At 67.1% G+C, this 25,948-nt stretch carries 26 protein-coding genes, 8 tRNA genes and 1 other RNA gene; 24 read left to right on the forward strand and 11 right to left on the reverse strand.

From position 1 onward, the window contains the following. Nucleotides 1–41 precede the first annotated feature (41 nt). From C1933_RS04460 to C1933_RS04515, 12 genes are all read left to right on the forward strand, one after another. A tRNA-Leu gene (locus C1933_RS04460) sits at nucleotides 42–126 on the forward strand. 190 nt (nucleotides 127–316) lie between these two features. Further along, the gene (gene tig / locus C1933_RS04465) at nucleotides 317–1,612 is read left to right on the forward strand and encodes a trigger factor (RefSeq protein WP_108748712.1); all 1,296 of its coding nucleotides are present in this window, start codon (nucleotides 317–319) and stop codon (nucleotides 1,610–1,612) included. A gap of 76 nt (nucleotides 1,613–1,688) precedes the next feature. Further along, nucleotides 1,689–2,315 (forward strand): ATP-dependent Clp endopeptidase proteolytic subunit ClpP, encoded by a 627-nt coding sequence (gene clpP, locus C1933_RS04470; RefSeq protein WP_079220811.1) that lies wholly within the window; start codon nucleotides 1,689–1,691, stop codon nucleotides 2,313–2,315. 127 nt (nucleotides 2,316–2,442) lie between these two features. Beyond that, on the forward strand, nucleotides 2,443–3,732 hold the full coding sequence (clpX, locus tag C1933_RS04475; RefSeq protein ID WP_108748713.1) for an ATP-dependent Clp protease ATP-binding subunit ClpX: 1,290 nt from the start codon (nucleotides 2,443–2,445) through the stop codon (nucleotides 3,730–3,732). 142 nt (nucleotides 3,733–3,874) lie between these two features. After that, nucleotides 3,875–6,325 carry an endopeptidase La gene (lon, locus tag C1933_RS04480; RefSeq protein ID WP_108748714.1) on the forward strand — a complete coding sequence of 817 codons (2,451 nt, stop codon included), beginning with the start codon at nucleotides 3,875–3,877 and terminating at the stop codon, nucleotides 6,323–6,325. A gap of 218 nt (nucleotides 6,326–6,543) precedes the next feature. Beyond that, nucleotides 6,544–6,816 (forward strand): HU family DNA-binding protein, encoded by a 273-nt coding sequence (locus C1933_RS04485; RefSeq protein ID WP_004146343.1) that lies wholly within the window; start codon nucleotides 6,544–6,546, stop codon nucleotides 6,814–6,816. Nucleotides 6,817–6,827: 11 nt separating this feature from the next. After that, nucleotides 6,828–6,902 (forward strand) — tRNA-Val (locus C1933_RS04490). 26 nt (nucleotides 6,903–6,928) lie between these two features. Next, nucleotides 6,929–7,005 (forward strand) — tRNA-Asp (locus C1933_RS04495). A gap of 77 nt (nucleotides 7,006–7,082) precedes the next feature. Further along, nucleotides 7,083–7,159 (forward strand) — tRNA-Asp (locus tag C1933_RS04500). Between the two features lie 82 nt (nucleotides 7,160–7,241). Next, nucleotides 7,242–7,318: transfer RNA gene (locus tag C1933_RS04505), tRNA-Asp, on the forward strand. Nucleotides 7,319–7,358: 40 nt separating this feature from the next. Further along, nucleotides 7,359–7,435: transfer RNA gene (locus C1933_RS04510), tRNA-Asp, on the forward strand. A 30-nt stretch (nucleotides 7,436–7,465) separates the two neighbouring features. After that, nucleotides 7,466–7,542: transfer RNA gene (locus tag C1933_RS04515), tRNA-Asp, on the forward strand. Nucleotides 7,543–7,648: 106 nt separating this feature from the next. Here the strand turns inward: C1933_RS04515 and C1933_RS04520 are convergent. The 4 genes from C1933_RS04520 to C1933_RS04535 are packed head-to-tail and all read right to left on the reverse strand — an operon-like array spanning nucleotide 7,649 to nucleotide 11,565. After that, nucleotides 7,649–8,887 (reverse strand): nucleotide disphospho-sugar-binding domain-containing protein, encoded by a 1,239-nt coding sequence (locus C1933_RS04520; RefSeq protein ID WP_108752315.1) that lies wholly within the window; start codon nucleotides 8,885–8,887, stop codon nucleotides 7,649–7,651. Next, nucleotides 8,884–9,471, reverse strand: coding sequence for a hypothetical protein (locus tag C1933_RS04525; RefSeq protein ID WP_108752316.1), 588 nt, complete (start codon nucleotides 9,469–9,471; stop codon nucleotides 8,884–8,886). The genes C1933_RS04520 and C1933_RS04525 overlap by 4 nt, the downstream gene beginning before the upstream one ends. Continuing rightward, a complete protein-coding gene (locus C1933_RS04530) occupies nucleotides 9,464–10,621 on the reverse strand; it encodes a glycosyltransferase (protein WP_108752317.1) in 1,158 nt (385 codons plus the stop codon). The genes C1933_RS04525 and C1933_RS04530 overlap by 8 nt, the downstream gene beginning before the upstream one ends. Continuing rightward, complete coding sequence (locus C1933_RS04535) at nucleotides 10,618–11,565, reverse strand: NAD(P)-dependent oxidoreductase (RefSeq protein WP_108752318.1); 948 nt, start codon at nucleotides 11,563–11,565, stop codon at nucleotides 10,618–10,620. Before C1933_RS04535 ends, C1933_RS04530 begins: the two co-directional genes overlap by 4 nt. Nucleotides 11,566–11,779: 214 nt before the next feature. Between C1933_RS04535 and C1933_RS04540 the strand changes: the two genes are divergently transcribed. Continuing rightward, nucleotides 11,780–13,732, forward strand: coding sequence for a peptidyl-prolyl cis-trans isomerase (locus C1933_RS04540; RefSeq protein WP_108752319.1), 1,953 nt, complete (start codon nucleotides 11,780–11,782; stop codon nucleotides 13,730–13,732). A 229-nt stretch (nucleotides 13,733–13,961) separates the two neighbouring features. On the opposite strand, the gene C1933_RS04545 is transcribed toward C1933_RS04540, so the two are convergent. Continuing rightward, on the reverse strand, nucleotides 13,962–15,164 hold the full coding sequence (locus C1933_RS04545) for a lytic transglycosylase domain-containing protein (protein WP_108752320.1): 1,203 nt from the start codon (nucleotides 15,162–15,164) through the stop codon (nucleotides 13,962–13,964). Continuing rightward, nucleotides 15,161–15,925 (reverse strand): hydroxyacylglutathione hydrolase, encoded by a 765-nt coding sequence (gene gloB / locus C1933_RS04550; protein ID WP_108752321.1) that lies wholly within the window; start codon nucleotides 15,923–15,925, stop codon nucleotides 15,161–15,163. The genes C1933_RS04545 and gloB overlap by 4 nt, the downstream gene beginning before the upstream one ends. Nucleotides 15,926–15,936: 11 nt before the next feature. Here gloB and C1933_RS04555 point away from each other — a divergent pair, with 11 nt between their 5' ends. From C1933_RS04555 to dnaQ, 3 genes are read left to right on the forward strand one after another with little or no spacing between them, the layout of a single operon-like run. After that, entirely contained in the window at nucleotides 15,937–16,581 is a 645-nt protein-coding gene (locus C1933_RS04555) for a methyltransferase domain-containing protein (RefSeq protein WP_108752322.1), read from the forward strand. A 12-nt stretch (nucleotides 16,582–16,593) separates the two neighbouring features. Continuing rightward, nucleotides 16,594–17,046, forward strand: coding sequence for a ribonuclease HI (gene rnhA, locus C1933_RS04560; protein WP_108752323.1), 453 nt, complete (start codon nucleotides 16,594–16,596; stop codon nucleotides 17,044–17,046). Between the two features lie 4 nt (nucleotides 17,047–17,050). Further along, the gene (dnaQ, locus tag C1933_RS04565; protein ID WP_108748724.1) at nucleotides 17,051–17,779 is read left to right on the forward strand and encodes a DNA polymerase III subunit epsilon; all 729 of its coding nucleotides are present in this window, start codon (nucleotides 17,051–17,053) and stop codon (nucleotides 17,777–17,779) included. A gap of 309 nt (nucleotides 17,780–18,088) precedes the next feature. Here the strand turns inward: dnaQ and C1933_RS04570 are convergent, their stop codons facing one another. Next, entirely contained in the window at nucleotides 18,089–18,793 is a 705-nt protein-coding gene (locus C1933_RS04570; protein WP_108752324.1) for a protein phosphatase 2C domain-containing protein, read from the reverse strand. Between the two features lie 167 nt (nucleotides 18,794–18,960). Here C1933_RS04570 and C1933_RS04575 point away from each other — a divergent pair. Both C1933_RS04575 and C1933_RS04580 read left to right on the forward strand, forming a co-directional pair. Further along, a tRNA-Ser gene (locus C1933_RS04575) sits at nucleotides 18,961–19,051 on the forward strand. Between the two features lie 263 nt (nucleotides 19,052–19,314). Further along, entirely contained in the window at nucleotides 19,315–19,719 is a 405-nt protein-coding gene (locus C1933_RS04580; RefSeq protein ID WP_108752325.1) for a DUF6165 family protein, read from the forward strand. A gap of 46 nt (nucleotides 19,720–19,765) precedes the next feature. On the opposite strand, the gene C1933_RS04585 is transcribed toward C1933_RS04580, so the two are convergent. Then, nucleotides 19,766–20,812 (reverse strand): glycosyltransferase family 9 protein, encoded by a 1,047-nt coding sequence (locus C1933_RS04585; protein WP_108752326.1) that lies wholly within the window; start codon nucleotides 20,810–20,812, stop codon nucleotides 19,766–19,768. Between the two features lie 20 nt (nucleotides 20,813–20,832). Between C1933_RS04585 and C1933_RS04590 the strand changes: the two genes are divergently transcribed. The 3 genes from C1933_RS04590 to C1933_RS04600 are packed head-to-tail and all read left to right on the forward strand — an operon-like array spanning nucleotide 20,833 to nucleotide 22,735. After that, entirely contained in the window at nucleotides 20,833–21,582 is a 750-nt protein-coding gene (locus tag C1933_RS04590; protein WP_108748728.1) for a 3-deoxy-D-manno-octulosonic acid kinase, read from the forward strand. Continuing rightward, on the forward strand, nucleotides 21,582–22,349 hold the full coding sequence (locus tag C1933_RS04595; RefSeq protein ID WP_108752327.1) for an MBL fold metallo-hydrolase: 768 nt from the start codon (nucleotides 21,582–21,584) through the stop codon (nucleotides 22,347–22,349). Before C1933_RS04590 ends, C1933_RS04595 begins: the two co-directional genes overlap by 1 nt. After that, nucleotides 22,346–22,735: a nuclear transport factor 2 family protein gene (locus C1933_RS04600; protein WP_108752328.1), complete on the forward strand. Its 390-nt coding sequence runs from the start codon at nucleotides 22,346–22,348 to the stop codon at nucleotides 22,733–22,735. The genes C1933_RS04595 and C1933_RS04600 overlap by 4 nt, the downstream gene beginning before the upstream one ends. Before the next feature lie 113 nt (nucleotides 22,736–22,848). On the opposite strand, the gene ffs is transcribed toward C1933_RS04600, so the two are convergent. Continuing rightward, nucleotides 22,849–22,945: signal recognition particle sRNA small type (ffs, locus tag C1933_RS04605), an RNA gene on the reverse strand. A gap of 300 nt (nucleotides 22,946–23,245) precedes the next feature. Here ffs and C1933_RS04610 point away from each other — a divergent pair. After that, nucleotides 23,246–23,563, forward strand: coding sequence for a multidrug efflux SMR transporter (locus C1933_RS04610; protein WP_108752329.1), 318 nt, complete (start codon nucleotides 23,246–23,248; stop codon nucleotides 23,561–23,563). Between the two features lie 67 nt (nucleotides 23,564–23,630). Then, nucleotides 23,631–24,044 (forward strand): DUF3592 domain-containing protein, encoded by a 414-nt coding sequence (locus tag C1933_RS04615; protein WP_108752330.1) that lies wholly within the window; start codon nucleotides 23,631–23,633, stop codon nucleotides 24,042–24,044. Here the strand turns inward: C1933_RS04615 and C1933_RS04620 are convergent. Both C1933_RS04620 and C1933_RS04625 read right to left on the reverse strand, forming a co-directional pair. Further along, a complete protein-coding gene (locus C1933_RS04620) occupies nucleotides 24,041–24,520 on the reverse strand; it encodes a GNAT family N-acetyltransferase (RefSeq protein ID WP_108752331.1) in 480 nt (159 codons plus the stop codon). The genes C1933_RS04615 and C1933_RS04620 overlap by 4 nt on opposite strands. Then, on the reverse strand, nucleotides 24,510–24,956 hold the full coding sequence (locus C1933_RS04625; RefSeq protein ID WP_108752332.1) for a hypothetical protein: 447 nt from the start codon (nucleotides 24,954–24,956) through the stop codon (nucleotides 24,510–24,512). The genes C1933_RS04620 and C1933_RS04625 overlap by 11 nt, the downstream gene beginning before the upstream one ends. Nucleotides 24,957–25,100: 144 nt before the next feature. On the opposite strand from C1933_RS04625, the gene C1933_RS04630 reads away from it, so the two are divergent. Further along, nucleotides 25,101–25,913 carry an isocitrate lyase/phosphoenolpyruvate mutase family protein gene (locus C1933_RS04630; RefSeq protein WP_108752333.1) on the forward strand — a complete coding sequence of 271 codons (813 nt, stop codon included), beginning with the start codon at nucleotides 25,101–25,103 and terminating at the stop codon, nucleotides 25,911–25,913. Nucleotides 25,914–25,948: the final 35 nt, after the last annotated feature.

The raw sequence follows: 25,948 nt of genomic DNA on the forward strand, positions 1-25,948 counted from the left end.
TTGCAGCCCCGCCTGCGACAATGAACGCCTGTGCCGGCCACGCGAAAGTGGCGGAATTGGTAGACGCCCTGGATTTAGGTTCCAGTGCCGCAAGGCGTGGGGGTTCGAGTCCCCCCTTTCGCACCAGTGCCGGCCTGTCCCCGCCCTGATCGGGCCCTGCGCGGCCGCTTGACCGCCGCGCGCTGGCAGTGCACGCCGAATTGGGCGAAACTAAAGGGCTGCGGCAATGCAGGCGCGTCCCAGACGCCGTGTCCTTACAACCGATTCATCCATCATCGAGCCGGGGGCCAGGGCGCCACCGGTGGCAGGAGTCAACATGCAAGCTTCTATCGAATCCACCGGCAACCTGGAACGCCGCCTGAGCTTCTCGCTGCCGGAAGACCGTCTGCAGAGCCACATCAACGGCCGCCTGGGCGAAATCGCCCGTACCACCCGCATCAAGGGCTTCCGTCCGGGCAAGGTGCCGGCCAAGGTGATCGAGCAGCGTTTCGGCGCGCAGGTCCGTGGCGAGGCGCTGGACGGCCTGCTGCGCGAAACCTTCGACGCGGCCGTGCGTGAGCACGACCTGCGCATCGTCGGCAGCCCGCGCATCGACAAGGGCGAGGAAGGCGAATTCTCCTTCGTGGCCACCGTGGAAGTGGTGCCGGACTTCGGCGACCTGGACGTCAGCAAGCTGACCGTGGTCCGCCACTCGGCCGAGATCACCGACGCCGACATCGACCAGATGATCGAAAACCTGCAGAACCAGCGTCGTACCTGGGCCCCGGTCAGCCGTGGCGCGCAGGACGGCGACCTGGTCGCGGTGGAAACCTGGTCGCAGGCCGGCGAAGAGCGCCTGCCGGCCGAGGGCACCGAGAAGGGTTCGATCGTGCTCGGCCAGGGCATGATGTTCGACACCATCGAAAAGGGCCTGGTCGGCCTGGCCAAGGGTGAAGAAAAGACCCTGGACGTGGACTTCCCGGCTGACTGGCGCGTGCCGGTGCTGGCCGGCAAGACCGTGCAGGTCACCGTGAAGGTGGCTGAAGTGTCCGAGCCGGTCGTGCCGGCGGTGGACGAAGCCTTCATCAAGAGCTTCGGCGTGAAGGGCGGCGACGTCGAGCAGTTCCGCAGCGACATCCGCGCCAACCTGGAGCGTGAGCTGAAGGGCGCGCTGATGAACCGCCTGCGCCGCGAAGTGGGCGAGCAGCTGATCGCCGCCTACGCATCGGTGGAAATGCCGCCGCGCCTGGTCGAGAACGAAGCCCGCGCCATGCTGGCCCAGCAGGTCGAGCAGGCCCGCCGCAACGGCCAGAACGTTGGCCAGGTGCCGGCCGATGCCCATGAAGGCTTCAAGGACGCTGCTGCCAAGCGCGTGCTGGTCGGCCTGGTGGTGGGCGAAGTGGCCCGCGGCAACGACCTGCGCCTGGACCCCAAGCGCCTGAACGAAACGATGCGCCTGATCGCCTCGACCTACGAAGAGCCGGAGCAGGTCATTGAGATGTACCGCAACGATCCCCAGCTCATGTCGGGTCTGCAGAACCGTGTGATGGAAGAGCAGGTGATCGACTGGATCGCCGAGCGCGCCCAGCACACCGAAGAAAAGCTGTCGTTCCAGGACGCGATCCGCCAGTAACATCGGGCGGATCGTCCCAAACCCCGCGCCAGCCCTGGCGCGGGGGTGTTTCCCCCCAAGATAGGTACCTCACGAAATGGACAACCGGACCAAAGCCCTGAACATGGTGCCCATGGTGGTCGAGCAGACCAGCCGCGGCGAGCGTGCCTACGACATCTATTCGCGCCTGTTGAAGGAGCGCCTGATCTTCCTGGTGGGCCCGATCGACGATCACATGGCCAACGTGGTGGTGGCGCAGCTGCTGTTCCTGGAAGCGGAAAACCCGGAAAAGGACATCAGCATCTACATCAACTCGCCCGGTGGCGTGGTCACCGCCGGTATGGCGATCTACGACACCATGCAGTACATCAAGCCGGACGTCAGCACCATCTGCGTCGGCCAGGCCGCCTCGATGGGCGCACTGCTGCTGGCCTCGGGCGCTGCCGGCAAGCGTTATGCGCTGCCGAACTCGCGCGTGATGATCCACCAGCCGCTGGGCGGCTTCCAGGGTCAGGCGACCGATATCGACATCCACGCCCGCGAGATCCTGACCCTGCGGTCGCGCCTGAACGAAGTGCTGGCCAAGCACACCGGCCAGTCGCTGGAAACGATCGCCCGCGACACCGAGCGCGACAACTTCAAGAGCGCGGTCGACTCGGTGGCCTACGGCCTGGTCGACCAGGTGCTGGAGCGTCGTCCGGAAGAGTCGATCCAGGCCGGCTGACCGGCCTTCACGGGGCCAGGGAGGCCTCGTTCCTGCAGGGTCGGACCGGGACTGGTGTCCCTCCGGCCCTGTGCTATTCTCGAATCGAACCCCCGTTCAGCGGGTGGGGTAACTGGGTAAGCGAAGCATGAGCGAAGACCGCCAAGGTCGTTCCACGGACACCGGCAAGATCCTCTACTGCTCTTTCTGCGGCAAGAGCCAGCATGAAGTGCGCAAGCTGATTGCGGGTCCGAGCGTGTTCATCTGCGATGAATGCGTAGAGCTGTGCAACGACATCATCCGCGAGGAACTTGAGGAAAAGGCGCAGTCGGCGCGCAGTTCGCTGCCCAAGCCGCGCGAGATCCTCGAGGTGCTCGATCAGTACGTGATCGGCCAGAACCGTGCCAAGCGCACCCTGGCCGTGGCCGTGTACAACCACTACAAGCGCATCGAGAGCCGGCAGAAGAACGACGACGTCGAATTGGCGAAGTCGAACATCCTGCTGGTCGGCCCGACCGGTTCGGGCAAGACGCTGCTGGCCGAAACCCTGGCCCGCCTGCTCAACGTGCCGTTCACCATGGCCGACGCCACCACGCTGACCGAAGCCGGTTACGTGGGCGAGGACGTGGAAAACATCATCCAGAAGCTGCTGCAGAAGTGCGACTACGACGTCGAGAAGGCACAGCAGGGCATCGTCTACATCGATGAAATCGACAAGATCTCGCGCAAGAGCGAGAACCCGTCGATCACCCGCGATGTGTCCGGCGAAGGCGTGCAGCAGGCCCTGCTGAAGCTGATCGAAGGCACCGTGGCCAGCGTGCCGCCGCAGGGCGGGCGCAAGCATCCGCAGCAGGAATTCCTGCAGGTGGACACCAAGAACATCCTGTTCATCTGCGGCGGTGCGTTCGCCGGCCTGGACAAGGTGATCCAGCAGCGCTCCAACGACGCCGGCGGCATCGGCTTCGGCGCCAAGGTGAAGAGCAGCGAGCGCAAGCAGGAAGTGGGCAAGGTGCTGGCTGAAGTCGAGCCGGAAGACCTGATCAAGTTCGGCCTCATTCCCGAGTTCGTCGGCCGCCTGCCGGTGGTGGCGACCCTGGAAGAGCTGGACGAGCCGGCCCTGATCAAGATCCTGACCGAGCCCAAGAACGCCATCACCAAGCAGTTCAAGAAGCTGTTCGAGATGGAGAACGTGGAGCTGGAGTTCCGCCCGGATGCCCTGTCGGCCATTGCCCGCAAGGCGCTGAAGCGCAAGACCGGTGCCCGTGGCCTGCGTACCATCGTCGAATCGGTCCTGCTGGACACCATGTACGACCTGCCGTCGCAGGAAAACGTCAGCAAGGTGGTGGTGGACGAATCGGTGATCGAACACAAGTCCGAGCCGTACCTGATCTACCAGACCCCGGCGGCCCCTGAACAGAAGGCCGCAGGCGCCGAGTGACGCTTTCAAGCTGCTGATTTGAAAGTAGTTTTCACGAACGCCTTGCATCTGAAAGCCGATGGCCCCATAACGGGGCCATCGGCTTTTTTTGTCTCCGGAAGATGCCCTCCCGGAGACGGTTTTCCCCTTCCCTGGAGCCCCCATGGCCCGTTCCCCAAGTGAGACCCTCGACCTGCCGGTCCTGCCGCTGCGCGACGTAGTGGTGTTCCCGCACATGGTCATTCCGCTGTTCGTCGGCCGTGACAAGTCCATGCACGCGCTCGAACAGGCAATGGAGGCAGACAAGCGCATCCTGCTGCTGGCGCAGAAGTCCGCCGAAACCGACGACCCGCACGCGGCCGACCTGTACCAGGTCGGTACCTTGGCGCAGGTGCTGCAGCTGCTGAAGCTGCCCGACGGCACCATCAAGGTGCTGGTCGAAGGCCTGTCGCGCGTACAGGTCACCCACGTCGACGAGCGCGACGGCTCGCTGCACGGCCAGGCCGTGGAGATCGAGGCCGAAGACGCCCGCGAACCGCGCGAGATCGAGGCGATTGCCCGCTCGCTGATGTCGCTGTTCGAGCAGTACGTGAAGACCAACCGCAAGCTGCCGCCGGAACTGCTGCAGACCCTGGCCGGCATCGACGAGCCGGCACGTCTGGCTGACACCATCGCCGCGCACATCAGCGTGCGCCTGGCCGACAAGCAGCGCCTGCTGGAAACGCTGGCCGTGGGCGAGCGCCTGGAAATGCTGGTCGGCCTGGTCGACGGCGAGATCGACGTGCAGCAGATGGAAAAGCGCATCCGCGGCCGCGTGAAGTCGCAGATGGAAAAGAGCCAGCGCGAGTACTACCTCAACGAACAGATGAAGGCCATCCAGAAAGAACTGGGTGACCTGGACGATGCGCCGGGCGAGCTGGAAGAGCTGGCCCGCAAGATCGCCGAAGCCGGCATGCCCAAGGCGGTGGAAGCCAAGGCGCGCAACGAACTGAACAAGCTCAAGCAGATGTCGCCGATGTCGGCCGAAGCGGCCGTCGTGCGCAACTACCTGGAATGGCTGCTGGGCGTGCCGTGGAAGAAGCGCACCAAGGTGCGCAAGGACCTGAAGGCCGCGCAGGACACCCTGGACGCCGATCATTACGGCCTGGAGAAGGTCAAGGACCGCATCCTGGAATACCTGGCGGTGCAGTCGCGGGTGAAGCAGATGAAGGGCCCGATCCTGTGCCTGGTCGGCCCGCCGGGCGTGGGCAAGACCTCGCTGGGGCAGTCCATCGCCAAGGCCACCAACCGCAAGTTCGTGCGCATGTCGCTGGGCGGCGTGCGCGACGAGGCCGAGATCCGCGGCCACCGCCGCACCTATGTCGGTTCCATGCCGGGCCGCATCGTGCAGAACCTCAACAAGGTCGGCAGCAAGAACCCGCTGTTCGTGCTCGATGAGATCGACAAGATGTCGATGGACTTCCGTGGCGATCCGTCGTCGGCGCTGCTGGAAGTGCTCGATCCGGAACAGAACAACGCCTTCAACGACCACTACCTGGAAGTGGACCTGGACCTGTCCGAAGTGATGTTCGTGGCCACGTCCAATTCGCTGAACATTCCCGGCCCGCTGCTGGACCGCATGGAAGTGATCCGCATCCCCGGCTACACCGAGGATGAGAAGCTCAACATCGCCACCCGTTACCTGTCGCCGAAGCAGATCAAGGCCAACGGCCTGAAGCCGGAAGAGCTGGAGATCGGCAGCGATGCGATCCAGGACATCGTGCGCTACTACACGCGCGAATCGGGCGTGCGCAACCTGGAACGCGAGATCGCCAAGATCTGCCGCAAGGTGGTGAAGGAAATCGCGCTGGCCGGCCCGCAGGCGGCCAAGCCGAAGAAGGGTGCGAAGAAATCCAAGGCGCTGGTCAGCGTGACCAGCAAGAACCTGGACAAGTACCTGGGCGTGCGTCGCTTCGACTTCGGTCGTGCCGAAGAAGAAAACGAGATCGGTCTGGTCACCGGCCTGGCCTGGACCGAAGTGGGTGGCGATCTGCTGCAGATCGAATCGACCCTGGTGCCGGGCAAGGGTCAGCTGATCCTGACGGGCCAGCTGGGCAACGTGATGAAGGAATCGGCCTCGGCGGCGCTGTCGGTGGTGCGTTCGCGCGCCGACGGTTTCGGCATCGATGGCGACTTCCTGCAGAAGCACGACGTGCACGTGCACGTGCCCGATGGTGCCACCCCGAAGGACGGCCCCAGTGCCGGTGCGGCCATGGTCACCTCGCTGGTGTCCATGCTGACCAAGGTGCCGGTGCGTGCCGACGTGGCGATGACCGGCGAGATCACCCTGCGTGGTCGCGTCACCGCCATCGGTGGCCTGAAGGAAAAGCTGCTGGCCGCACTGCGTGGCGGTATCCGCACGGTCATCATTCCCGAGGAGAACCGCAAGGATCTGGCGGACATTCCGGCCAACGTCACTCGCGATCTGCAGATCGTGCCGGTGAAGTACATCGAGGAAGTGCTCGACCTGGCCCTGGAGCGTCCGCTGGCCCCGAAGAAGGCACGCAAGAGTGCGCAACGCGTCACGGTGCGTGGCAAGGGCAAACCGGCTTCGAACGCGCGCGTCAAGCATTGACGCGCGTTGTCGAAATGCTTGAAACCCGCGTCGTTGCTGGCTTTCCGGCTTGCGTGGGGGTAGGGCCGCTGGTATAAAAGCAGCACTCGCGAATGAGTGATCGCAATCGCTGATCGCTGAATTCGGCGAACCGTTTCCACATGGCGGCCGTGCGCAGATGGCGTGCGGTTGCTCCCCTGTCGAATAAGCGGAACCCACCGCCAAAGGAGCTGTAAAGAATGAACAAGACCGAATTGATCGATGCCGTTGCTGAAGCCGCCGACCTGACCAAGGCCGAGTCCAGCCGCGCTGTCGATGCTGTCGTTGCCGCCGTCACCAAGGCGCTGAAGGACGGCGATGCGGTCACCCTGGTTGGCTTCGGTACCTTCCAGGTGCGCGACCGTGCCGCCCGTACCGGCCGCAACCCGAAGACCGGCGACACCATCAAGATCGCTGCTTCGAAGAATCCGTCGTTCAAGGCTGGTAAGGCCCTGAAGGATGCTGTAAACTAAGCGGCTCGCTGGGGTGCTTAGCTCAGCGGTAGAGCGTCTCCTTTACACGGAGAGGGTCGGGGGTTCGAAACCCTCAGCACCCACCACAGCACCGTAGTAAAAGTTTGAGTGTGGAGCGGTAGTTCAGCTGGTTAGAATGCTGGCCTGTCACGCCGGAGGTCGCGGGTTCGAGTCCCGTCCGCTCCGCCACTTCAACGCGAGGCCCCCGGGCAACTGGGGGCTTTGTTTTCTTCCAGGCTTCGGCCCGGGGGAACTGCAGTAAAACTGGAGCGGTAGTTCAGCTGGTTAGAATGCTGGCCTGTCACGCCGGAGGTCGCGGGTTCGAGTCCCGTCCGCTCCGCCAGTTGCAAAGGCTTCCGGGCAACCGGGCGCCTTGTTTCCTTCCCGGCCCCGGCCGGGGGAAGCAGAAAGGTTTACGACAACGTGGAGCGGTAGTTCAGCTGGTTAGAATGCTGGCCTGTCACGCCGGAGGTCGCGGGTTCGAGTCCCGTCCGCTCCGCCAAGTTGTGAACTGGTTTCAAGGGGTATCCGAAGTTTGTCGTGGAGCGGTAGTTCAGCTGGTTAGAATGCTGGCCTGTCACGCCGGAGGTCGCGGGTTCGAGTCCCGTCCGCTCCGCCATCCCCGGATCCCAACAAGTTCTGCCTATGTGGAGCGGTAGTTCAGCTGGTTAGAATGCTGGCCTGTCACGCCGGAGGTCGCGGGTTCGAGTCCCGTCCGCTCCGCCAGCAGAGTTTGAAGTGTCATCGAAGATGCCCGTCGGTCCTGGACCCGCGGGCATTTTGCTTTTTTGGGGCTGTGCGCATGCACGTGCCCGCCGGGCGTGGCCCGCTGCTAGCGTTCAAGTGATGCGACGCGGTCCAGCACCGACTGCGCGGCCATATGCCGCTGCACCGACGCCTGCAGCGCGGGCAGCCCCGGAAATGCATCGGCCTGCAACGCGTGCGCGAACAGCGCCGGCAGATCCTCCAGGCGGCGCAGCCACAGCCCGGCACCGGCTGCCTGCAGGCGAGCGGCATGGTCAAACTGGTCGTAATCCAGCGGATACACCAGCGCCGGAATGCCTGCACACAACGCGTGGTACATCACCCCGGCGCCGCCATGGTGCAGTACCTGGTCGTAGCGCGGCAGATGGCGCGCGTAATCGACGAAGGGCAGCAGGTGCAGGTTCGGCAGCGGCTGCGCGCGCGTGGACAGATCGTGCTGGTGCCCCTGGCTGACGTGCACCTGCCAGTGCGGGTACTGCCGCGCCAATGCGGCGGCAGCCTCGGCCAGTCGTGGTTTGACCCAGTCCTGATGCGTGCCTGCGGTCACCAGCAGGTGTCGCGCGCCGTCCACGAACGGCGGCGCTGCGTGCTCGCTGTGCGGGGTGTGCAGCATCGGCCCGATGAACTGCAGCGCCGCCGGCCAGCGCCGCGGAAATTCCAGTTCCGGCACGCCCAGGGCCAGGATGCATTCATCGGAGTAAACCTGTTCACTGCCATCGCGGCGGTAGATGGCAGGCACGCCCAGGCGGCGCATCGCCGGGCGCTGCCAGGCATGCACGCCGCGCTTGAACAGGCGGATCATCTGCCGCCCCGCCGCCTGCTGCACGCGCTGCCACACCGTGCGCGGCGGCGACATGCCGCCCAGGTAGGGCGGTGGCCCATCGGCGCAGTCCAGCACGCAGGGCGAGGGCAGGCTGGTCCACCAGCGGATGCCGAGTTCGGCGGCCAGCAGGCCGGCCGGCGGCAGGGTGAAGTCAACGATGACCAGATCCGGCCGCTGCTCGGCCCAGCGCTGCTGCAGCGCGTGCCGCATCTGCGCCATCAACTGCAGGGCCTGGCGCAGCTGCGCGTGCATGCGCAGCGGGTTGGCCTTCACCGCCACGCCGGGATTGGCGATCTGCCACAGCGCCGCTTCGTGCGCGGCCGAAAGCAGCACATCGCCATGCAGCCCGCTGGCAGTAATCGCCGCTTGCGCGCCGGGCGTGCTCAACACCGTTACCTGGTGTTGCGCCTGCAGTTGCCGGGCGATGGCCAGCAGCGGATGCAGGTGGCCGCTGTAGGGCGGTGCCAGCAGCTCGATCTTCACGGCAACGCCTGCTCGATGCGGGCAATCATCGCGTGCGCCTGCGCCAGCACCGGCGCCTGTTGCAGATAATCCATGTGGCCGCTGCGCACCCACTGTCGCGCGCCGCGCCAGCCGGCTCGGGAGATCCAGTCCTGCCGCCCCACCAGCACCTGCAGGCGTGCGGCCGCCGGGGCGTGTCGCGCGACAGGGCCATAGGCCAATACGCTGAACCGCTGTGACAGTGTGGCCGGCAACTGCAGGTTGGCCAGCAGTTCCAGCCCGCAGCTGCCGGCCAGCAACAGCGTGTGTGGCGCCGCGTCCAGCAGATCAGTCACCGCGGCAACATGGCGGCGGGCGAAGGCTGGCTGGCGTGAGCGCAGGTACTGGCGGCTGTTGTGCCAGCTTGCCGATAGCAAGGACACGCGGCGGAACGGCGCTGTGCGCGCGTCGTAGGGGAAGTTGCAGGGATGCAGGCGTCGGCCAGGTGCCAGCAGCGCCTGGCCGAACTGCAGTTGAGCCGGGCTGAGCGCGCAGCGCGCCGGATCACTCTGCCCGCACAGGAAGGCGATCTGCAGGTGGATGGGCGGCGCGGCGGGTTCAGGCATCGTGGAAGCGGTCATTGGCGCGCACATGATAGAGATGGGTGCGCCAGCGGATGCGCCGCACGCAGGTCGCGTGCAGCAGGTGCAGGGGTTGCAGCAGTTCGGCCAGCACCGACAGCACGGGCCGATGGCGCACACGCCCACTGGCGCGCCGCTGCAGTCGCATCAGTACCGCCGCACGCAGCAGCAGCACGGCGGCCGCGATCAGTGCCGGTGCTCCCAGCGGTGGCCACGCCGCCAGCAGCAGCACCGCCCACAGCAGCAGCGGCGGCAGGCCGTGCAGCAGCCCGATCAAGGCGCGTACCGGGCGCGATTCATCGCGCAGCAACAGCAGCGCAAACAGCATCCAGCGGTGCATCTGCTGCCGGTAGCGCTGCAGCGTCGGCACATGCGTCTGCACTTCCACGCAGGCGGTGGACTGGTGCAGGCGGGCGCCCTGGTCGCGCAGGGCACGTGCCAGCGCCAGATCGTCGGCCAGCATGTGCCGCAGCGGCGCGAAGCCGCCCAGTTCGCGCAGGCGCGCGGTCTGCAGTGCGTAGCACATGCCATTGATCGACAGCGGCGCCAGCCACGGCAGCAGGCCCAGATAGGTGAGTGCGGTGTTGTTGTTGACGAACTGCGCCATCAATCGCGAGCCGAACCGGGCGTCGTCACGGTAGCAGGGCAGGGCGGTGACCAGATCGGCGTGCGGCAGCTCATCCAGCATCTGTGCCAGCGCCGCTGCGGACAGCCGCGCATCGTCGTCCAGCACCAGCACGACCGGCTCCTGCACGCGCGGCAATACGCCATCGAGTTTGAATGTCTTGGGATTGATGCCCTGCGGCGCCGCGGGGTGCAGCAGGCAGGTGATGGGGTGGTCGGGGTACTGCGCACACAGCTGCGCCGCCGCCGCCCGCCCCAGCGCATCGGCTTCATCCAGCAGCCAGTGGAAATGCGCGCCGGGCAGCGCCTGCAGGTTCGCCGCCAGCACCTGGGCCAGCAGTGGGTCACCGCCCAGGATCGTTTGCAGGATCGCCACTCCCCGGCCGTCGAAGCGGCTGTGGGGGCTGGGCGGTCGTTGCCGCAGCACGCGCATCGCCCCCGTTGCCTTCAGGGCGAGCAGCAGCAGGTAGGCCAGTGCGATTGCGGCGCTGACGAGGTTCACGGTGTTCATTGCGCACGCTGCTCGTGGATGAGGCGTTCGATGGCGGTCTCCATGCCCAGCAGGGGCGGGCCCAGATCGGCCAGCATGCGCTGCGGGTTGAAGGTCTTTGAATAGGCGAATGCGGCCACGCCGAAGCGGGTGATGGGCGGCTCGCCGCGCAGGCGCAGCAGGCGCCAGACGCCTTCCAGCGCGCCGGCGCCGGCCAGCGCCAGACCGGTGGGCAGGCGGCGGCCCAGCGGTGGCAGCTCCAACGCGGCCAGCAGGCGCTGCAGCAGGGCCTGCACATCCACCGGCTGCGCGTTGGTCAGGTTGTAGGCCGGGGCCAGCCGGGGCGCCTGGATGGCCCGCAGCAGGTACGCCACCAGGGTGTCGATGTGGATCAGGTCGATCAGCGGTGGCCCGCCGGCGCTGACCAGCCGTGGCAACGCCCCGCGACGGGCGGCCTGCAGCAGGCGCGGCATCAGCAGGGTGTCGCCCGGGCCGAACACTGCGCGCGGGCGCAGGATGCAGTGCGGCCCCGGATAGGCCGATACCAGCGCCTCGGCTGCCGCCTTGCTGCGCGCGTAGTCGTTGAGGAAGGCCGGGCCGATCGGGCTGTCCTCGTCCAGGTCGTACTGGTGCGCGGCGCGGTAGAACACCGCCGTAGTGGACAGGTGCAGCAGGCGCGGCAGGCCGTTGGCCTGGCAGAAGGCGATGACCTGCGCGGTGGCGTCTACGTTGTGCTGCCGGTACTGCGCCGGGCTGGCCCAGGGCGCTGCCAAGGCCGCCGCATGCACCACCACGTCGGGCCGGAACGACAGGTGCAGCGGCTGCCGCAGGTCCGCCTGCACGTAGTCCGGCCGGTCCAGCGGGCGGCGGCCGACGCCCAGCGCCTGTACCTGCGGCAGCGAGGCCAGGCGGCGCAGCAGGGCGCCGCCGATGAAGCCGGACGCGCCGGTGACCAGGATGCGCATGGGCGTGGTTTCCTCCGCCCTTGCCGCGGGCCGAACGCAGGTCGCATGCCTGCCGGGGCGGCCAGTATGCGCAATGACGGCTGCGGCAGCCATGCCGGGGGGCTGGCGACCTGCCGCAGAGGCTTGTGCCGCCTGCCTTGCGGCCGTTTTTGGTGCCTGCGGCGAAGCGGGTTACACTGCCGGGCTCGCCAATCAGGCCATGTGATTCCTCACCATGCTGCAGAAACTCCGCGACAAGACCTCAGGCTGGATCGTCACTGTGATCCTGGGGCTGCTGATGATTCCGTTCCTGTTCGTGATCGACAACAGCTACCTCGGTGGTGTCGGCGCGCAGAACGTGGCCAAGGTTTCGGCACCGCCGACCTGGTGGCGCTCGGCGCCGTCGTGGTGGCCGGTGCGCTTGCTGTGGCAGCACCACGAGATCAGTTCGCAGGATTTCCGCACCCGCTTCGAGCAGGAGCGCATGCGCGCCCGCCAGCAGCAGGGTGAAGACTTCGACCCGCGTGCGTTTGAAAGCACCGAGAACAAGCTGGCCGTGCTCGATCAGCTGGTGGACGAGCAGGTCGTTCGCCTGGTCGGTGAACAGGCCGGTGTCGTCATTGGCGACGGCGCGGTGCGCGAGTACATCATGACCATCCCGGCCTTCCTGGGCCAGGATGGCAAGTTCAGCGAAGCCAACTACCGCCTGGCCCTGCAGACCGGCAACCCGCCGCGCACGCCCACCCAGTTCCAGGAACTGGTGCGTGACAGCCTGCAGCAGTCGGTCATTCCGTCGGGCCTGCAGAATTCGGGCTTCGTTACCCAGGCCGAGACCGAGCGCCTGCTGAAGCTGCTGGGCGAAACCCGCGACGTGCAGCTGGTGGGTCTGCCGGAAGTGCCGGCCGATACCGCGCCGGTGACCGACGCGCAGATCAAGCAGTGGTACGACAGCCACGGCAAGGATTTCCGCCAGGCCGAATCGGTTTCGCTGGAGTTCGTCGAAGTGAATGGCGCCAACCTGCCGGCCCCGGCCGCAGCCGACGAAGCTGCCCTGCGCAAGCGCTATGAAGAAGAGAAGGCCAAGTTCGTGGCGCCGGAACAGCGCCAGGCCGCGCACATCCTGCTGACCGGCGACGGTGCCGAAGCCAAGGCCGCCAAGCTGGCCGCCGAAGCCAAGGGTGGCGCTGACTTCGCCGCGCTGGCCAAGGCCAATTCGCAGGACCCCGGTTCCAAGGACCAAGGCGGTGACCTGGGCTGGGTGGAACGCGGTGCGATGGTGAAGCCGTTCGAAGATGCCCTGTTCGCCGCCAAGGCCGGCGAGATCGTCGGCCCGGTGAAGACCGATTTCGGTTATCACGTCATCAAGGTCGCCGCAGTGCGCGGTGGCGAAGGCAAGTCGTTCGAGGAAGTGCGTGACACCCTGGCCGCCGAGCAGCTGAAGGCCGATGGCGAGCGCGGTTTCAACGAACTGGCCAGCCGCCTGGTCGATGCCATCAACAAGAGCCCGAGCGATCTGGCCGCCGCCGCCAAGGAAGTGGGCCTGCCGCTGCAGACCACCGGCGTGATCACCCGCGCCACCGCCAGTGGCGTGGTGGCCGACCCGGCCGTGCTGCGCGATGCGTTCTCCGACGTGCGCGTGCAGGACGGCACCTCCAGCGATCCGATCGCCGTGGGTGGCAGCAGCAACCACAGCGTGGTGATCCGGGTGGCCGCGCACACCCCGGAACAGGCGCTGCCGCTGGACAAGGCCCGTGAGCAGGTGATTGCCGCCATCCGTGCCGACCGTCAGCGCCAGGTCAGCGACAAGGCCGCCGACGCCCTGCTGGCCAAGCTGAAGGGCGGCGCCAGCCTGCAGTCGCTGGCTGCCAGCGAGAAGCTGCAGGTCAGCCCGATGCCGGGCCTGCCGCGCAGCCAGCCGGTGCCGACCCCGGACATCCACCGCGCCATCTTCAGCGCGCCGGTGCCGACCGAGGGCAAGCCGAGCTACGGCAAGATTGACGTGAATGGCCACGCGTTGGTGTTCGTGGTGGACAAGGTCACCCCGGGTGACGTGAAGGAAGTGACCGCCGAGCAGCAGAAGCAGCTGAAGGACCAGTTGGCCCAGATCGATGGCGCCGCTGCGGCCAAGGCCTTCGTGGAAGCCATGCGCAAGAAGTTCGTGGTGCAGACCACCGAAGCCAACCTGTAACCCAGGGCGGCGCGCAGAACGAAAAGGCCCGGCAATGCCGGGCCTTTTTTGTTGTGTGCCGCGGGGGGAGGCTTCGTAGAGTCGAGCTTGCTCGACTGAAGCAGTCGAGCAACGCTCGACTGAAGCCACTATGTGTAGAGTCGAGCCATGCTCGACTGAAGTGCAGTCGAGCAAGCTCGACTCTACCGGGGCGTGCAGTCGAGCAACGCTCGACTCTACCGGGCGCGGGTCAGTCTTCCACGCGCAGTACGGCGCCGGGCTTCAGCACGCTGCTGCCGCTCAGGCCGTTCAACGACAGCAGTGCCTTCACCGGCATGCCGTAGCGGCGGGCGATGGTCCAGGCCGATTCGCCGTTGCGTACGGTGTGGCGGCGGCTGCGCGGGCGGTCGGCGGCGCTGGCCACGGTACCGGCCACCTGCGGTGCAGGCGTGGCGATGGGCGCTTCAGTAGCCGCCGTAGCGGCCACGGCGGCCGCGGCGTCCAGCACACTGGCATTGGCGGCCGAAACCGGCGCCAGTACCCGCGCGTTGCCGCTCGGGCGCTTGCCTGCGGCCAGGCCCGGGTTCAGGCGGGCGATGCGGGCCGGGTCCAGCGACCGTTGCGCGGCCCACTGCTGCACCGTGGTGCCGGCCGGCAGCGTGTGGTCCTTCAGCACCGGCACGGTGCGGTCCAGCGAGGCCATCACGCCCGGCTGGTCTTCCACGTTTTCCAGCACGCAGGCCAGCGCATGCAGCTTTTCCACATACGCATGGGTGACCGGCGACAGACCGGGCAGGGCGGAGGGCTTGGCATTCTGTGCGTTCATGCCGGCCTTGCGCATCGACTGCAGCACCCGGTACTCGCCGGCGTTGTAGGCCATGGTGGCCAGGCGCCAGTCGCCGCCGAACATGCCGTGCAGGGTCTTCAGGTAGCGCACCGCCGCCTGGGTCGATTCCACCGCCGACAGGCGGCCGTCGTAGCCGTTGGACATCGGCACGCGATGGTTGCGCGCGGTGGTGGCGATGAACTGCCACAGGCCGGTGGGGCCGCTGCCGTTGCGGGCATTGGGGCGGTAGCCGCTTTCCACGAACGGGATCAACGCGAATTCGGTGGGCAGGTTGGCCTTGCGCAGTTCTTCGACTACATAGCCGAACAGCACCAGGGCGTCATCGTCCTGGTTGGCCAGGCGCGAGGGGGCGTGGGCGAACTGCTTCTGCCAGCGCGGGCTGGTGGCCTCGGCGTCGCAGGTGGGCTCGGCCAGGCCGTCGCGGAAGCTGGTGAATATGTCCTGGCCGTTGCGCACGCTGGCCGCCGGCAGGGCCGTCGGGTCCAGCGGTACCGCGGCAGCGGCGGTCAGGTTCTGGCTGATGCCGGCGCCCAGCGACTGCGCGCCCGCGTTCCCGGCCAACCCCAAGGCAAGCCCCAGGGCCAGCGTCAGACTTCGGCGCATCATGCGCGGAAGCCGTCTTTCCAGTGCCGGAGACCGGCCATGACGTCGACGTCGTCCACGACCTCGCGCCCCAGGTGCGCCGACACCGCCGCGCGGATCGGCGCGGTATGTGTACGCAGGAACGGATTGCAGTCGAGCTCGTTGGCCAGGGTTACCGGCAGGGTGGAACGGTCATCGCGGCGCATGGCCAAAGCCTCCTCTTGGCGCTGCAGCAACGCAGCGTTGGCGGGGTCGACATGCCGCGCGAAGACGGCATTTGACACGGTGTACTCGTGAGCGCAACACAACAGCAGTTGCGCGGGCAGGGCACCCAGCCTGCGCATTGATGCCAGCAGCTGGGACGGCGTACCTTCGAACAGGCGTCCACAGCCCAGGCTGAACAACGAATCGCCGCTGAAAAGCTGTTCAGCGGTGTGAAACGCGATGTGGCTGCGGGTGTGCCCGGGCACGGATAGTACGTGGAACATCTGCCCCAGTGCCTGAACGCGTTCACCTTCGCCCACCCGCTCGGTGGCCGTGGGAATGCGTTCTTCCACCGGGGCCACCACCCGCACGCCGGGAAAACGCGCCTGCAGTGCGGGCACGCCACCGATGTGATCGTCGTGGTGGTGGGTGAGCAGGATGGTGTCCACGCGCAGGCCCTGGTCGGCCAGCGCCAGTACCGGCGCGGCATCGCCAGGGTCGATCACGACCGCGGCGCCGTCGTCGGCCGTCAACATCCAGATGTAGTTATCCGCAAATGCGGGCAGGGCAGTCAGTCGCATAGAATTGGACCATGCCCCTGCTGCAGAGCCACCGTCAAGCGAGCCTGGTGCCCTGGTTCGACAGCGAGCCGGCGCAGCCGCTGCGCGTGCTGGAACGGCAGCTGCTGCTGCCGCAGCTGGCCGCGCTGCCGGTGCAACCCTGGTTGTGGATCGCGCCCAGCCCGGCCTGGTTGCAGGACGCGCAGGCCGCCGGGCGTGGCCTGCGCCTGTACCGCACCGGCCAGGGCTACGCCGGTGACACCCGCTGCGCGCTGCCGTTGCCGCTGGCCAACGAGAGCGTGAACGCAATCGTGCTGCAGCACGTGACCGCCGCCGACGCCGATGCGCTGCTGGACGAATGTGAGCGCGTGCTGATGCCCGGCGGACACCTGTGGCTGACCAGCCTCAACCCGTTCAGCCCCTACCGGGCGCGCTGGCGCCAACACGGCCTGGTGGTGCGCACCCCGCAACGCCTGCGCCAGCTGCTGGACCGGCACGGGCTGGACTGTGGGCAGACACGCTACCTGGGGCCGCTGTGGCAGGGCCCGGGCAGCCGCGCGCGCCCCGGCTGGGCGCCGCTGCGGGCGGCCTGCCTGTTCCATGCCCAAAAACGTACGCTGGCCCTGCCAGGGCCGACCCCGCTGCCGGTGCGCTGGCACGGCACCGTAGCCACCTGATCTGGAGTTGTATTGAAAACCATTGAAATCCACACCGACGGTTCCTGCCTGGGCAATCCTGGTCCCGGCGGCTGGGCCGCGCTGCTGCGCTACAAGGGGCACGAGCGTGAACTCAGTGGCGGCGAAGCGCACACCACCAACAACCGGATGGAGCTGATGGCGGCCATCTGTGCGCTGGAAACCCTGACCGAGCCGTGCAACATCGTGCTGTTCACCGATTCGCAGTACGTGCGCCAGGGCCTGACCCAGTGGATGGCGGGGTGGATCCGCAAGAACTGGAGGACCGCCGGCGGCGACCCGGTGAAGAACCGCGAGCTGTGGGAGCGCCTGCATGCGGCCACGCTGCGCCACCAGATCGACTGGCGCTGGGTGAAGGGCCATTCCGGTGACCCGGACAACGAGCGCGTGGATACCCTGGCGCGCAATGCCGCGACCCAGATCCGCGACGGCAGCCCGGTAAACTGAGCCCATGCGTCAGATCATTCTCGATACCGAAACCACCGGCCTGGAGTGGAAGAAGGGCAACCGCGTCGTCGAAATCGGCTGCGTGGAGCTGTTCAAGCGCCGCCCGTCCGGTAACAACTACCACCAGTACCTGAAGCCCGACTGCGACTTCGAGCAGGGCGCGCAGGAAGTGACCGGGCTGACCCTGGAGTTCCTGGACGACAAGCCCGCCTTCGCCGAGGTGGCCGATGAGTTCCTGGCCTTCATCAAGGGCGCCGAACTGATCATCCACAACGCGGCGTTCGACCTGGGCTTCCTGGACAACGAACTGTCGCTGCTGGGCCCGCAGTACGGCCGGATCACCGACCACTGCACCGTGGTCGACACCCTGGCGCTGGCGCGCGAGCGGTTCCCGGGCCAGCGCAATTCGCTCGATGCCCTGTGCAAGCGCCTGGGCGTGGACAACTCGCACCGCGCACTGCACGGCGCGCTGCTCGATGCGCAGATCCTGGGTGATGTGTACATCGCGCTGACCTCGGGCCAGGAAGAAATCGGCTTCGGTCTGGACGACGAGGGCGGTGGGGCAGGGGCGGCGCTGCAGGCGTTCGATACCAGTGCGCTGCTGCCGCGCCCGCGCGTGGTGGCCACGCCGTCCGAGCAGGAAGCCCATGCCGCCCGCCTGGAGCGCCTGCGCAAGAAGGCCGGCCACGCGTTGTGGGATGGCCCGAAGGTGGAAGAAGCGGCGAGCGCGTAGGCGGTGGGGGTGGCCGCCGGGCATGGCCCGGCGCTACCACCCTATCCACGCATGGCGTGGATCTACCCTCATCGTATCCACGCATGGCGTGGATCTACAGTAGAGCCACGCCATGCGTGGCTATCAGTGGCAGCGCACCAGGATTACGGTGATGTTGTCCGATGACGCGCCAGCGCATTCGCGCTGACGCCCCACAATTTGCGCTGCAAATCGTGGGCCCCGTCTCATCATCACCCATACCCCCGCCGCTTCGCGTCCGCCCCCTGACTCAGGGGGCTCTCCCCCAGATGCAGCGTGCGTGCGTCAGGATCAGTGGCAGCGCACCAGGATTACGGTGATGTTGTCAGAACCGCCGCCGTCGAGGGCGGCGGCGACCAGGGTGTCCACGCATTCCTGGGCGCTTGCATCGTCGTAGGCCAGGGTGCGGGCAATGCCGCGGTCGTCCACTTCCTCGGTCAGGCCGTCGCTGCACAGCAGCAGCTGCATGCCCGGGCGCAGTTCACCACTGGTGGTGGCCACGTTCAGGTGGGTGGGGTCGGTTACCCCCAGTGCCTGGGTCACCACGTTGCGGTGCGGGTGGGCGCGGGCCTGTTCGGCGGTCAGGTTGCCCTGCGCCACCAGTTCCTGCACCACGCTGTGGTCCTGGCTGAGCTGGGCCAGCTGGCCGTCGCGCCACAGATAGGCCCGGCTGTCGCCCACCCAGGCCACCTCATAGCGGTTGCCCTGCACCCGCGCGGCGACCACGGTGGTTCCCATCGGCAGGGTGTCGTTGCGGCGGCGCGAGGCACGGATGATCTCCTCGTCGGCGGTGCGGATGGCCTGGGCCAGCGGCGCGCCCCGGCGGATCTCGCGCACGATGGTCTCGCGCGCCAGCGCGCTGGCCACCTCGCCGCAGGCATGCCCGCCCATGCCGTCGGCCACCAGCCACAGCGACAGCTCGCCATCACCGTAATAGGTGTCTTCGTTGAGCTCCCGGCGCAGGCCGGGGTGGGTGAGGTGTCCGAATTCGATCATGGTGGGGGCTGGGGAAGGGTGATGCCGGGGAGAACGGCATCATCACGGCCAAGCGGACATCCGGCAAGGCATGCAGTCAGAAATATTTCATCGGATGTGCGGCAATGGCTTGTGGTCTGCCTCGCTTCCTCGTATTATTCGCGTCCCCGGTTCGCCGGGGACCATCTGGAGAGGTGGCAGAGCGGTTGAATGTACCTGACTCGAAATCAGGCAGGCGTTTATAGCGCCTCGGGGGTTCGAATCCCCCCCTCTCCGCCAGATTAAAAAAAACGGGCTGCCTTAGGGCAGCCCGTTTTTTTTAATCTGGCGCGGGATGCGAAACGCGCTTTGCGCGCTTCGCCCCATGCGTTGCTGCGCAACGCATGGGGCCCCTCCCTTTGCCTGCCTCTCCCCGCCCCTGTCGGGGCAGCCCCTCAACAGAGGGGCTTGTTCCACCCGACGCGACATCGGGTTGCTGTCACGCGGGAACAGCATCTTCGCTGCGGGTTACCATGTGCGCATCATTTGCTGGAGCGTCCCCCATGACCGCTGAAATCCTGGTGCCTGTGTCTTTCGGCGAGCTGCTGGACAAGATCTCGATCCTGCAGATCAAGTCCGAGCGGATCAGTGACGAGGGCAAGCTGGCCAATGTGCGCCGCGAGCTGTCGGCGCTGGATACCACCTGGATGGGCCATCCGGCCGCGGTGAAAGACATCGCCAAGCTGCGTGCCGAGCTGAAGGCGGTGAACGAGCAGCTGTGGGACATCGAGGACGATATCCGCCTGAAGGAAAAGGCGCAGTCCTTCGACCAGGGCTTCATCGACCTGGCGCGCAGTGTCTACCTGCGCAATGACGAGCGCGCGCGCATCAAGAAGGCGATCAACCTGGCGCTGGGCTCGGTGTACGTGGAAGAGAAGTCGTACCAGGATTACGCGCCCCGCGCGTAATCCCGTAGATCCACGCCATGCGTGGATGGGCCCACCGGCCCGTCGATCAACCCCGATGGTCGGCCACGTAGCGCTCGAAGGCGGCAATGCCGTCCTCGACCGTGATCAGTTCCATCACATCGTCGAACTCGATCTTGGTGCCCCACTTCAGGTCGACCGCCTGCTTGCCCAGGTACTTGCGCGCGGCATCGTCGTAGCGGTCCACGCAGTAGCGGCGGTCCGAATACGGGCCGCTGCGGTGCGGGTTGCTGGCCGCATGCAGGCCCAGCACCTTGCTGCCCATGGCGTTGGCGATGTGCATCGGCCCCGAATCGGGGGTCATCACCAGGTCGGCGCGGGCCAGCAGCGCCGGCAACTGCTTCAGCGTGTCCCTGCCCACCAGATCCAGTGCCGGGGTCTCCAGCTGGGCCTGGATGGCATCGGCCATGCTGCGTTCCAGTTCACTGCGGCCGCCGCACAGCACCACGCGCCAGCCACGGGCCTGGGCATGGGTGGCCACGGCGGCGTAGCGGTCGGCATACCAGTTGCGGCGCACGTGGCTGGAACACGGCGAGATCATCAGCACCGGGCGGCCATCGTCCTCCCATTGCGCCGCGGCCCACTCAAAGGCGGCCGGCGGTACGGCCAGGTCCCAGCTGACCGTGTCCTGGCGCAGGCCCAGCGGCTCGCAGAAGCTGCCGATGGCATCGAGCACATGGATGCCGGGGCGGTCGGGAATGCGTTCGTTGATGAACAGCCCGTGCAGGTCCTTGGAGCGGCTGCGGTCGTAGCCGATGCGGCGCTCGGCCGGAATGAAGGCCGACAGCAGGTTCGCGCGGAAGGCCACCTGCATCTGCAGCAGCGCCTCGAAGCGCCCGGGCGGCAACTGATGGCGCAGTGCCTTCACCCCGGCCATGCCGGTCTTCTTGTCATAGGCATGGAAGACCACGCCGGGCAGGCCGTCCAGCAGCTTGTGGCCGACCTTGTCGATGATCCAGTGGATCGGCGTATCCGGGCGCGCGGCCTGCAGGGTACGCACCAGCGGCACGACATGGGTGACATCGCCCAGGGCAGACAGGCGAAGGAGGCACAAGGATGAGGACGCTGATGCCATGTGTTGTTAGACTCAAAGGAATGGTCGCATTTGACGCCAATGAAGCGCTGACGCCATGCCGCGAGGGTCGCGGCATCGGGGCCATTCTGTTCGACCGCGAGCGGCTGCGGCAAGCCGAGGCGGGTCTGTTCTCGCCCCAGTACTGGGGAAACAAGGCCCGGCCGGTGGGCGAGGGCGGCCGCGGCAGCGCCTGGTTCGTCGATGCTTCCTTCGGCCCCGGGGTGCTGCGCCACTACCTGCGCGGCGGCCTGGCAGCCAAGCTCAGCCACGACCAGTACATCTGGCGCGGCTCGGACCGGACCCGCAGCTTTGCCGAATTCCGGCTGATGCGCGCGCTGCGTGCGCAGAAGCTGCCGGTGCCCCGGCCGATCGCCGCGTTCTACATGCGCGAGGGCCTGCGCTACCGCGCGGCCATCCTGATGGAGCGCATCGAGGGCGTGCGCTCGCTGGCCGACCGTGCACTGGTGGCCGGCCGCGGTGCCCCCTGGGAAGAGGCCGGCCGTCTGATCGCGCGCTTCCACCGCGCCGGGCTGGACCATGCCGACCTCAACGCACACAACATCCTGTTCGATGGCAACGGCCATGGCTGGCTGATCGATTTCGACCGTGGGGTCATCCGTATTCCTGCCACTGCCTGGCGCGAGCGCAACCTGAAGCGCCTGCTGCGTTCGCTGCTGAAGCTGCGCGGCGAGCGCAGCGTGGAAGACGTGCAGAAGGATTACGCGCGGCTGCGCCGTGCCTACGACATGGCCTGGAACCGGGGCACCTGATGGACTGGTCGTTGCGTTTCCTCGGCGTCGGCAATGCGTCGGCGGTCGAGCTGGGTTCGCCCATGTCGGTGATCGAATGCGATGGCCGTCCGTGGCTGACCATCGATTGTGGCGGCGAAGGGCTGACCGCGTTCAAGGCGCACTACGGGCACCTGCCGCAGGCGCTGTTCGTCACCCATGTACACCTGGACCACGTGGCCGGCTTCGAGCGGCTGTTCGTGGATACCTTCTTCAGTGCGCAGCGGCGCGGCAAGGTGCGCCTGTATGTGCCGGCCACGGTGGTGCCGCTGCTGCACAAGCGCATCGGTGACTACCCGAACGTGCTGGCCGAAGGCGGCGCCAACTTCTGGGATGCCTTCCAGCTGATCGTGGTGGGCGATGCGTTCTGGCATGAAGGCGTGCGCCTGGAAGTCTTCCCGGTACGCCACCACTGGCCGGAAACCGCCTATGGCCTGCGCCTGCAGGGGGCGCTGGTGTGGAGTGGCGATACCCGGCCGATTCCGGAAATGCTGGCGCGCTTTGCCAACGACAACGAACTGATCGCCCACGACTGCGGCCTGCACGGCAATCCGTCGCACACCGGCGTGGACGATCTGGAACGTGAGTACAGCACCGAACTGCAGGCGCGGATGATGCTCTACCACTACGCCAGCGCGGCCGATGGCCAGGCCCTGGCCGCACGCGGGCATCGCGTGGCCCAGCCCGGGCAGTGCGTGGCACTGGCAGTGCCCACCGCGCCGAACGTGCTGGCGCAGGACCCGCCGTGAATATCTGCGGCCAGCCTGCTGGCGCGGCGCTGGCGGCCGAACTGGAACATCTGGAACGCGCGCTGCACACCCCGCACGTGCGCGGAGACCGTGCGCGGCTGGCGGAACTGCTGGATGAGGATTTCAGCGAGATCGGCAGTTCAGGCCAGAGCTACGGCCGTGCGGCAGCGCTGGCCGAGATTCCGCTGGAACGGGCGCAGGTGCAGATCGAATCGGAGCAGTACGCGGTTGCGCTGCTGACGCCCGAGCTGGCCCAGGTGCGTTACCGCAGCCGCTACCACGTGGATGGCCAGCCGCAGCGCTGGGTGCTGCGCAGTTCGCTGTGGCGCCGGCATGCGCAGGGATGGCGGGTGGTGTTCCATCAGGGCACGCCGGAGGCGGGGTAGCGCCGGGCCATGCCCGGCGAAGGGCGCCAACCAAGGTTGGCAGCTACCAGGGCGAGGGGCGCCAGCCATGCTTGGTATCTACGGGGAACGAGGCACGGCCTGAAAAGGCGGTGGCCCCGCCGGCTGACCTCGGCGCCCGCGTCGATCGATACCGTTGCTGCCTTCCGGCCCTGGCGGGATTTTCGACCTAGCGTCGCGAGGGGCCGACGGGGCCACCATAGAGACGTTGGCCGCCCAAGGGCGGCCGGTTCACGGAACAGGGGAAGTGGCGCGCAGCGCGCCGAAGACCACAGCCGGACTGCACATCGACTGGGCCGATGGCAGGCGCGCATTCTAGCGCAGGCGCGGCCGCTTGTGCCAGCGCCGCGCACTGAATCGGCTGTAACCCGGCACCACCTGCAGCGGCCCCGGCGCAGCCGCGTTGCTAGAATGCCCGACAGGAGGAACGGCCTCCCCCACATCGGGAATGAATGACCAGGACGGCCTGGCCCTGCCAAAAGGAGGGCCGTCATGGCCTGGATCCAATTGTTGTTCGCTGGCCTGCTGGAAATCGTCTGGGCCGTTGCGATGAAGCAATCCGAGGGCTTCAGCAAGCCCGTTCCGTCCATCATCACCGTGGTCGGCATGATCGCCAGCTTCTGGCTGCTGGCACTGGCCATGCGCAACCTGCCGCTGGGCACCGCGTACACCATCTGGACCGGCATCGGCGCGGTCGGCGCGTTCGTGGTGGGTATCGTTTTCCTGGGCGAGCAGCTCAGTGCGATGCGTATTGGCGCGGCGGTGCTGATCGTCAGCGGGCTGGTGCTGATGAAGCTGTCCAGCAGCTGACAGGTCGCTACACTTTGCGGCCCCACCGTGCCTGTGCCGCGGGCCGACGCAAGGACGCAATGCCGCCATGACCACTGCAACACGGACACCCCGCGCTGACCGCGTGGCCAAAGGGCTGTTGTTTACCCTGATGGGCATGGCGATGCTGGCCATCGCCGGCTGGACCCTGGCCGATCGCCTGCAGTTCCTGGACCGGGCACAGCCGGTCCAGGGCTGGGTGGATCATCTCAATGCCGGCGGCTCGCACCCGCAGGTGGTGTTCCAGACACCGGCAGGGCAGCGCGTGTCGTACGCCCAGAACGGGCTGATCTTCGGCTATGCGCCGGGACAGCCGGTGCGCGTGCTGTACCTGCCCGAGGCGCCGGCGCGTGATCCGGTGGTGGACACGCCCGCTGCGTTGTGGGGCGTGATCGTACTGATTGGCCTGATCGGTGCGGTGTTCGTGTTCGCCGGGTTGGGGCGGGTGCTGCCGCGTCGTTAGAGCTGGTTGTGCGTGCAGGGATCGCGCACAAGGTGCAGTTCCATTTCGACGGCATGCAGTCCGGGCCCGTGTCCGTCCACGGTTTCCCGCACCACATGGAAGCCCAGGGCCGCATAGAACCCCTGGGTGTGCTGGCTGGTGTTCAGCACCACGCGATGCACCCGTTCGTCGGCCTGTGCCTGGCGCAGCCGCGCGTGGGCCAGCATGCGCCCCAGGCCCCGGCCTTGATGCTCCCGCGCGACCATGCCCCAGCAGAAGCCGGCACTGCCATCGGCATGCCGTGACAATCCGCCGCAGGCGACGACGAGGCCATCGACTTCGACGACCTGGAAGGCGTGCGCGAGCGCGTGGTCGCGCAGGAATCCGGTGAAATCCGTGCGCTCGGCGGGTGCGAAGAACGCCGGTGTATTGCCATCGAACAGTGCCAGGCAGGCGTTGGCATCGCTCAGCCGGTAGGCGCGCAGCTCAGGTGTCATATACGCCGCTGTCCCACGGTTCGAAGAACGCCATGTAGTTGCCGGGCTGCATTTCCACTGCCCACAGATCGTCCTCGTCTTCCGGTGCGCGTGCGACCAGGCCGAAGGTCGTGCCGAACTGCTCCACCGCGAACGGTGCAACCTGCACGCGCCGATGCTCGATGGCACCCAGGGCGTGCAGGCGTGCCTGGTGGATCGCGCGGTGCTGTTGTGCATCCACCTGGTCGCGCGGGCCCAGCGAATCGATCTGCGCATCCAGCAGGGCGCCGTCGGCGTCGAACAGGTACAGCGCGATGTATTCGCAGCCTGGCTGGCGCCGCGTGGCCGGTTCGAACGGTGTGGTCAGGATGAACTGCCGTCCATCTTCCGTGCGGCCGATGCAGTCGGCGTAATGGTCATCCGGGTCGATGGCGATCCGTTCGGGGCATTGGCTCATGGTGGCGTCCTTGCAGGGGAGCGGCATTGAACCGCGTCTGCCCGGGGCGACTCAAGTGATCGCCGCAGGTATTGGTGTCTGAAGATGGCGAGCAGCCGGCCGCGCGTGCCCGCAGACTGCGCGCCTCGCAGACACGGAGTTCCCATGATCGATCGCCATCATCGTTTTGAAAGCCTGCACCGCAGCGCTGACCTGTTGGTGCTGCCCACCGTGTGGGACGCAGGCAGCGCGCGCCTGGCTGAGGAGTGCGGTGCGCAGGCACTGGGCACTTCCAGCGCGGCCATGGCCTGGTCCTGCGGCCATGCCGATGCGTGCGTGTTGCCGGAGGACGCGCTGCTTGAGCGCGTGCGGCAGATTCTGAGGGTGACGACGCTGCCGCTCACCGTGGATATCGAGAACGGCTACAGCGACGATCCGCAGCAGGTGGCCGCGCGCGTGCTTCGCCTGGCTGATCTGGGCGTGGTGGGCATCAACATCGAGGATGGCGAGGGCAGCGTCGAGCTGTTGGCGGCGAAGATCGCGGCGGTGCGCTGCGCGCTGGCGGGGCGTCCGTTGTTCATCAACGCACGGACCGACGTGTATCTGCGCGGCTTGGCAGAGGGTGCGCAGGCCGTGGCACTGAGCGTGCAGCGCCTGCAGGCCTATGCGCAGGCCGGTGCGGATGGGGGATTTGTTCCTGGATTGCAGGCGCTGGCCGAGGTGGCGGACGTCGCTGCACAGGTGGCGCTGCCACTGAACCTGATGGCGTTGCCCGGCATGGCGCCAGCCGACCATTTGCGCCAGGCCGGCGTACGCCGCTTGAGCGCCGGGCCGGCGCTGTTCCTGCAGGCCTGGGCGGCTACGGCAGCGGCAACGCGCACGCTGCTGCAGAGTGGGGCGCTGGTGGGTGCGGCTGCTGCGTCTTACCCGGATGTTGACCGACGCTTTGCGATCACTGACCGGCGCCAGGCTCAATAGCGATCGGTGTGGCGAGTCATGCCATGACGAACAGC

This window comes from Stenotrophomonas sp. ZAC14D2_NAIMI4_6 (assembly GCF_003086875.1).
GTDB lineage: Bacteria > Pseudomonadota > Gammaproteobacteria > Xanthomonadales > Xanthomonadaceae > Stenotrophomonas.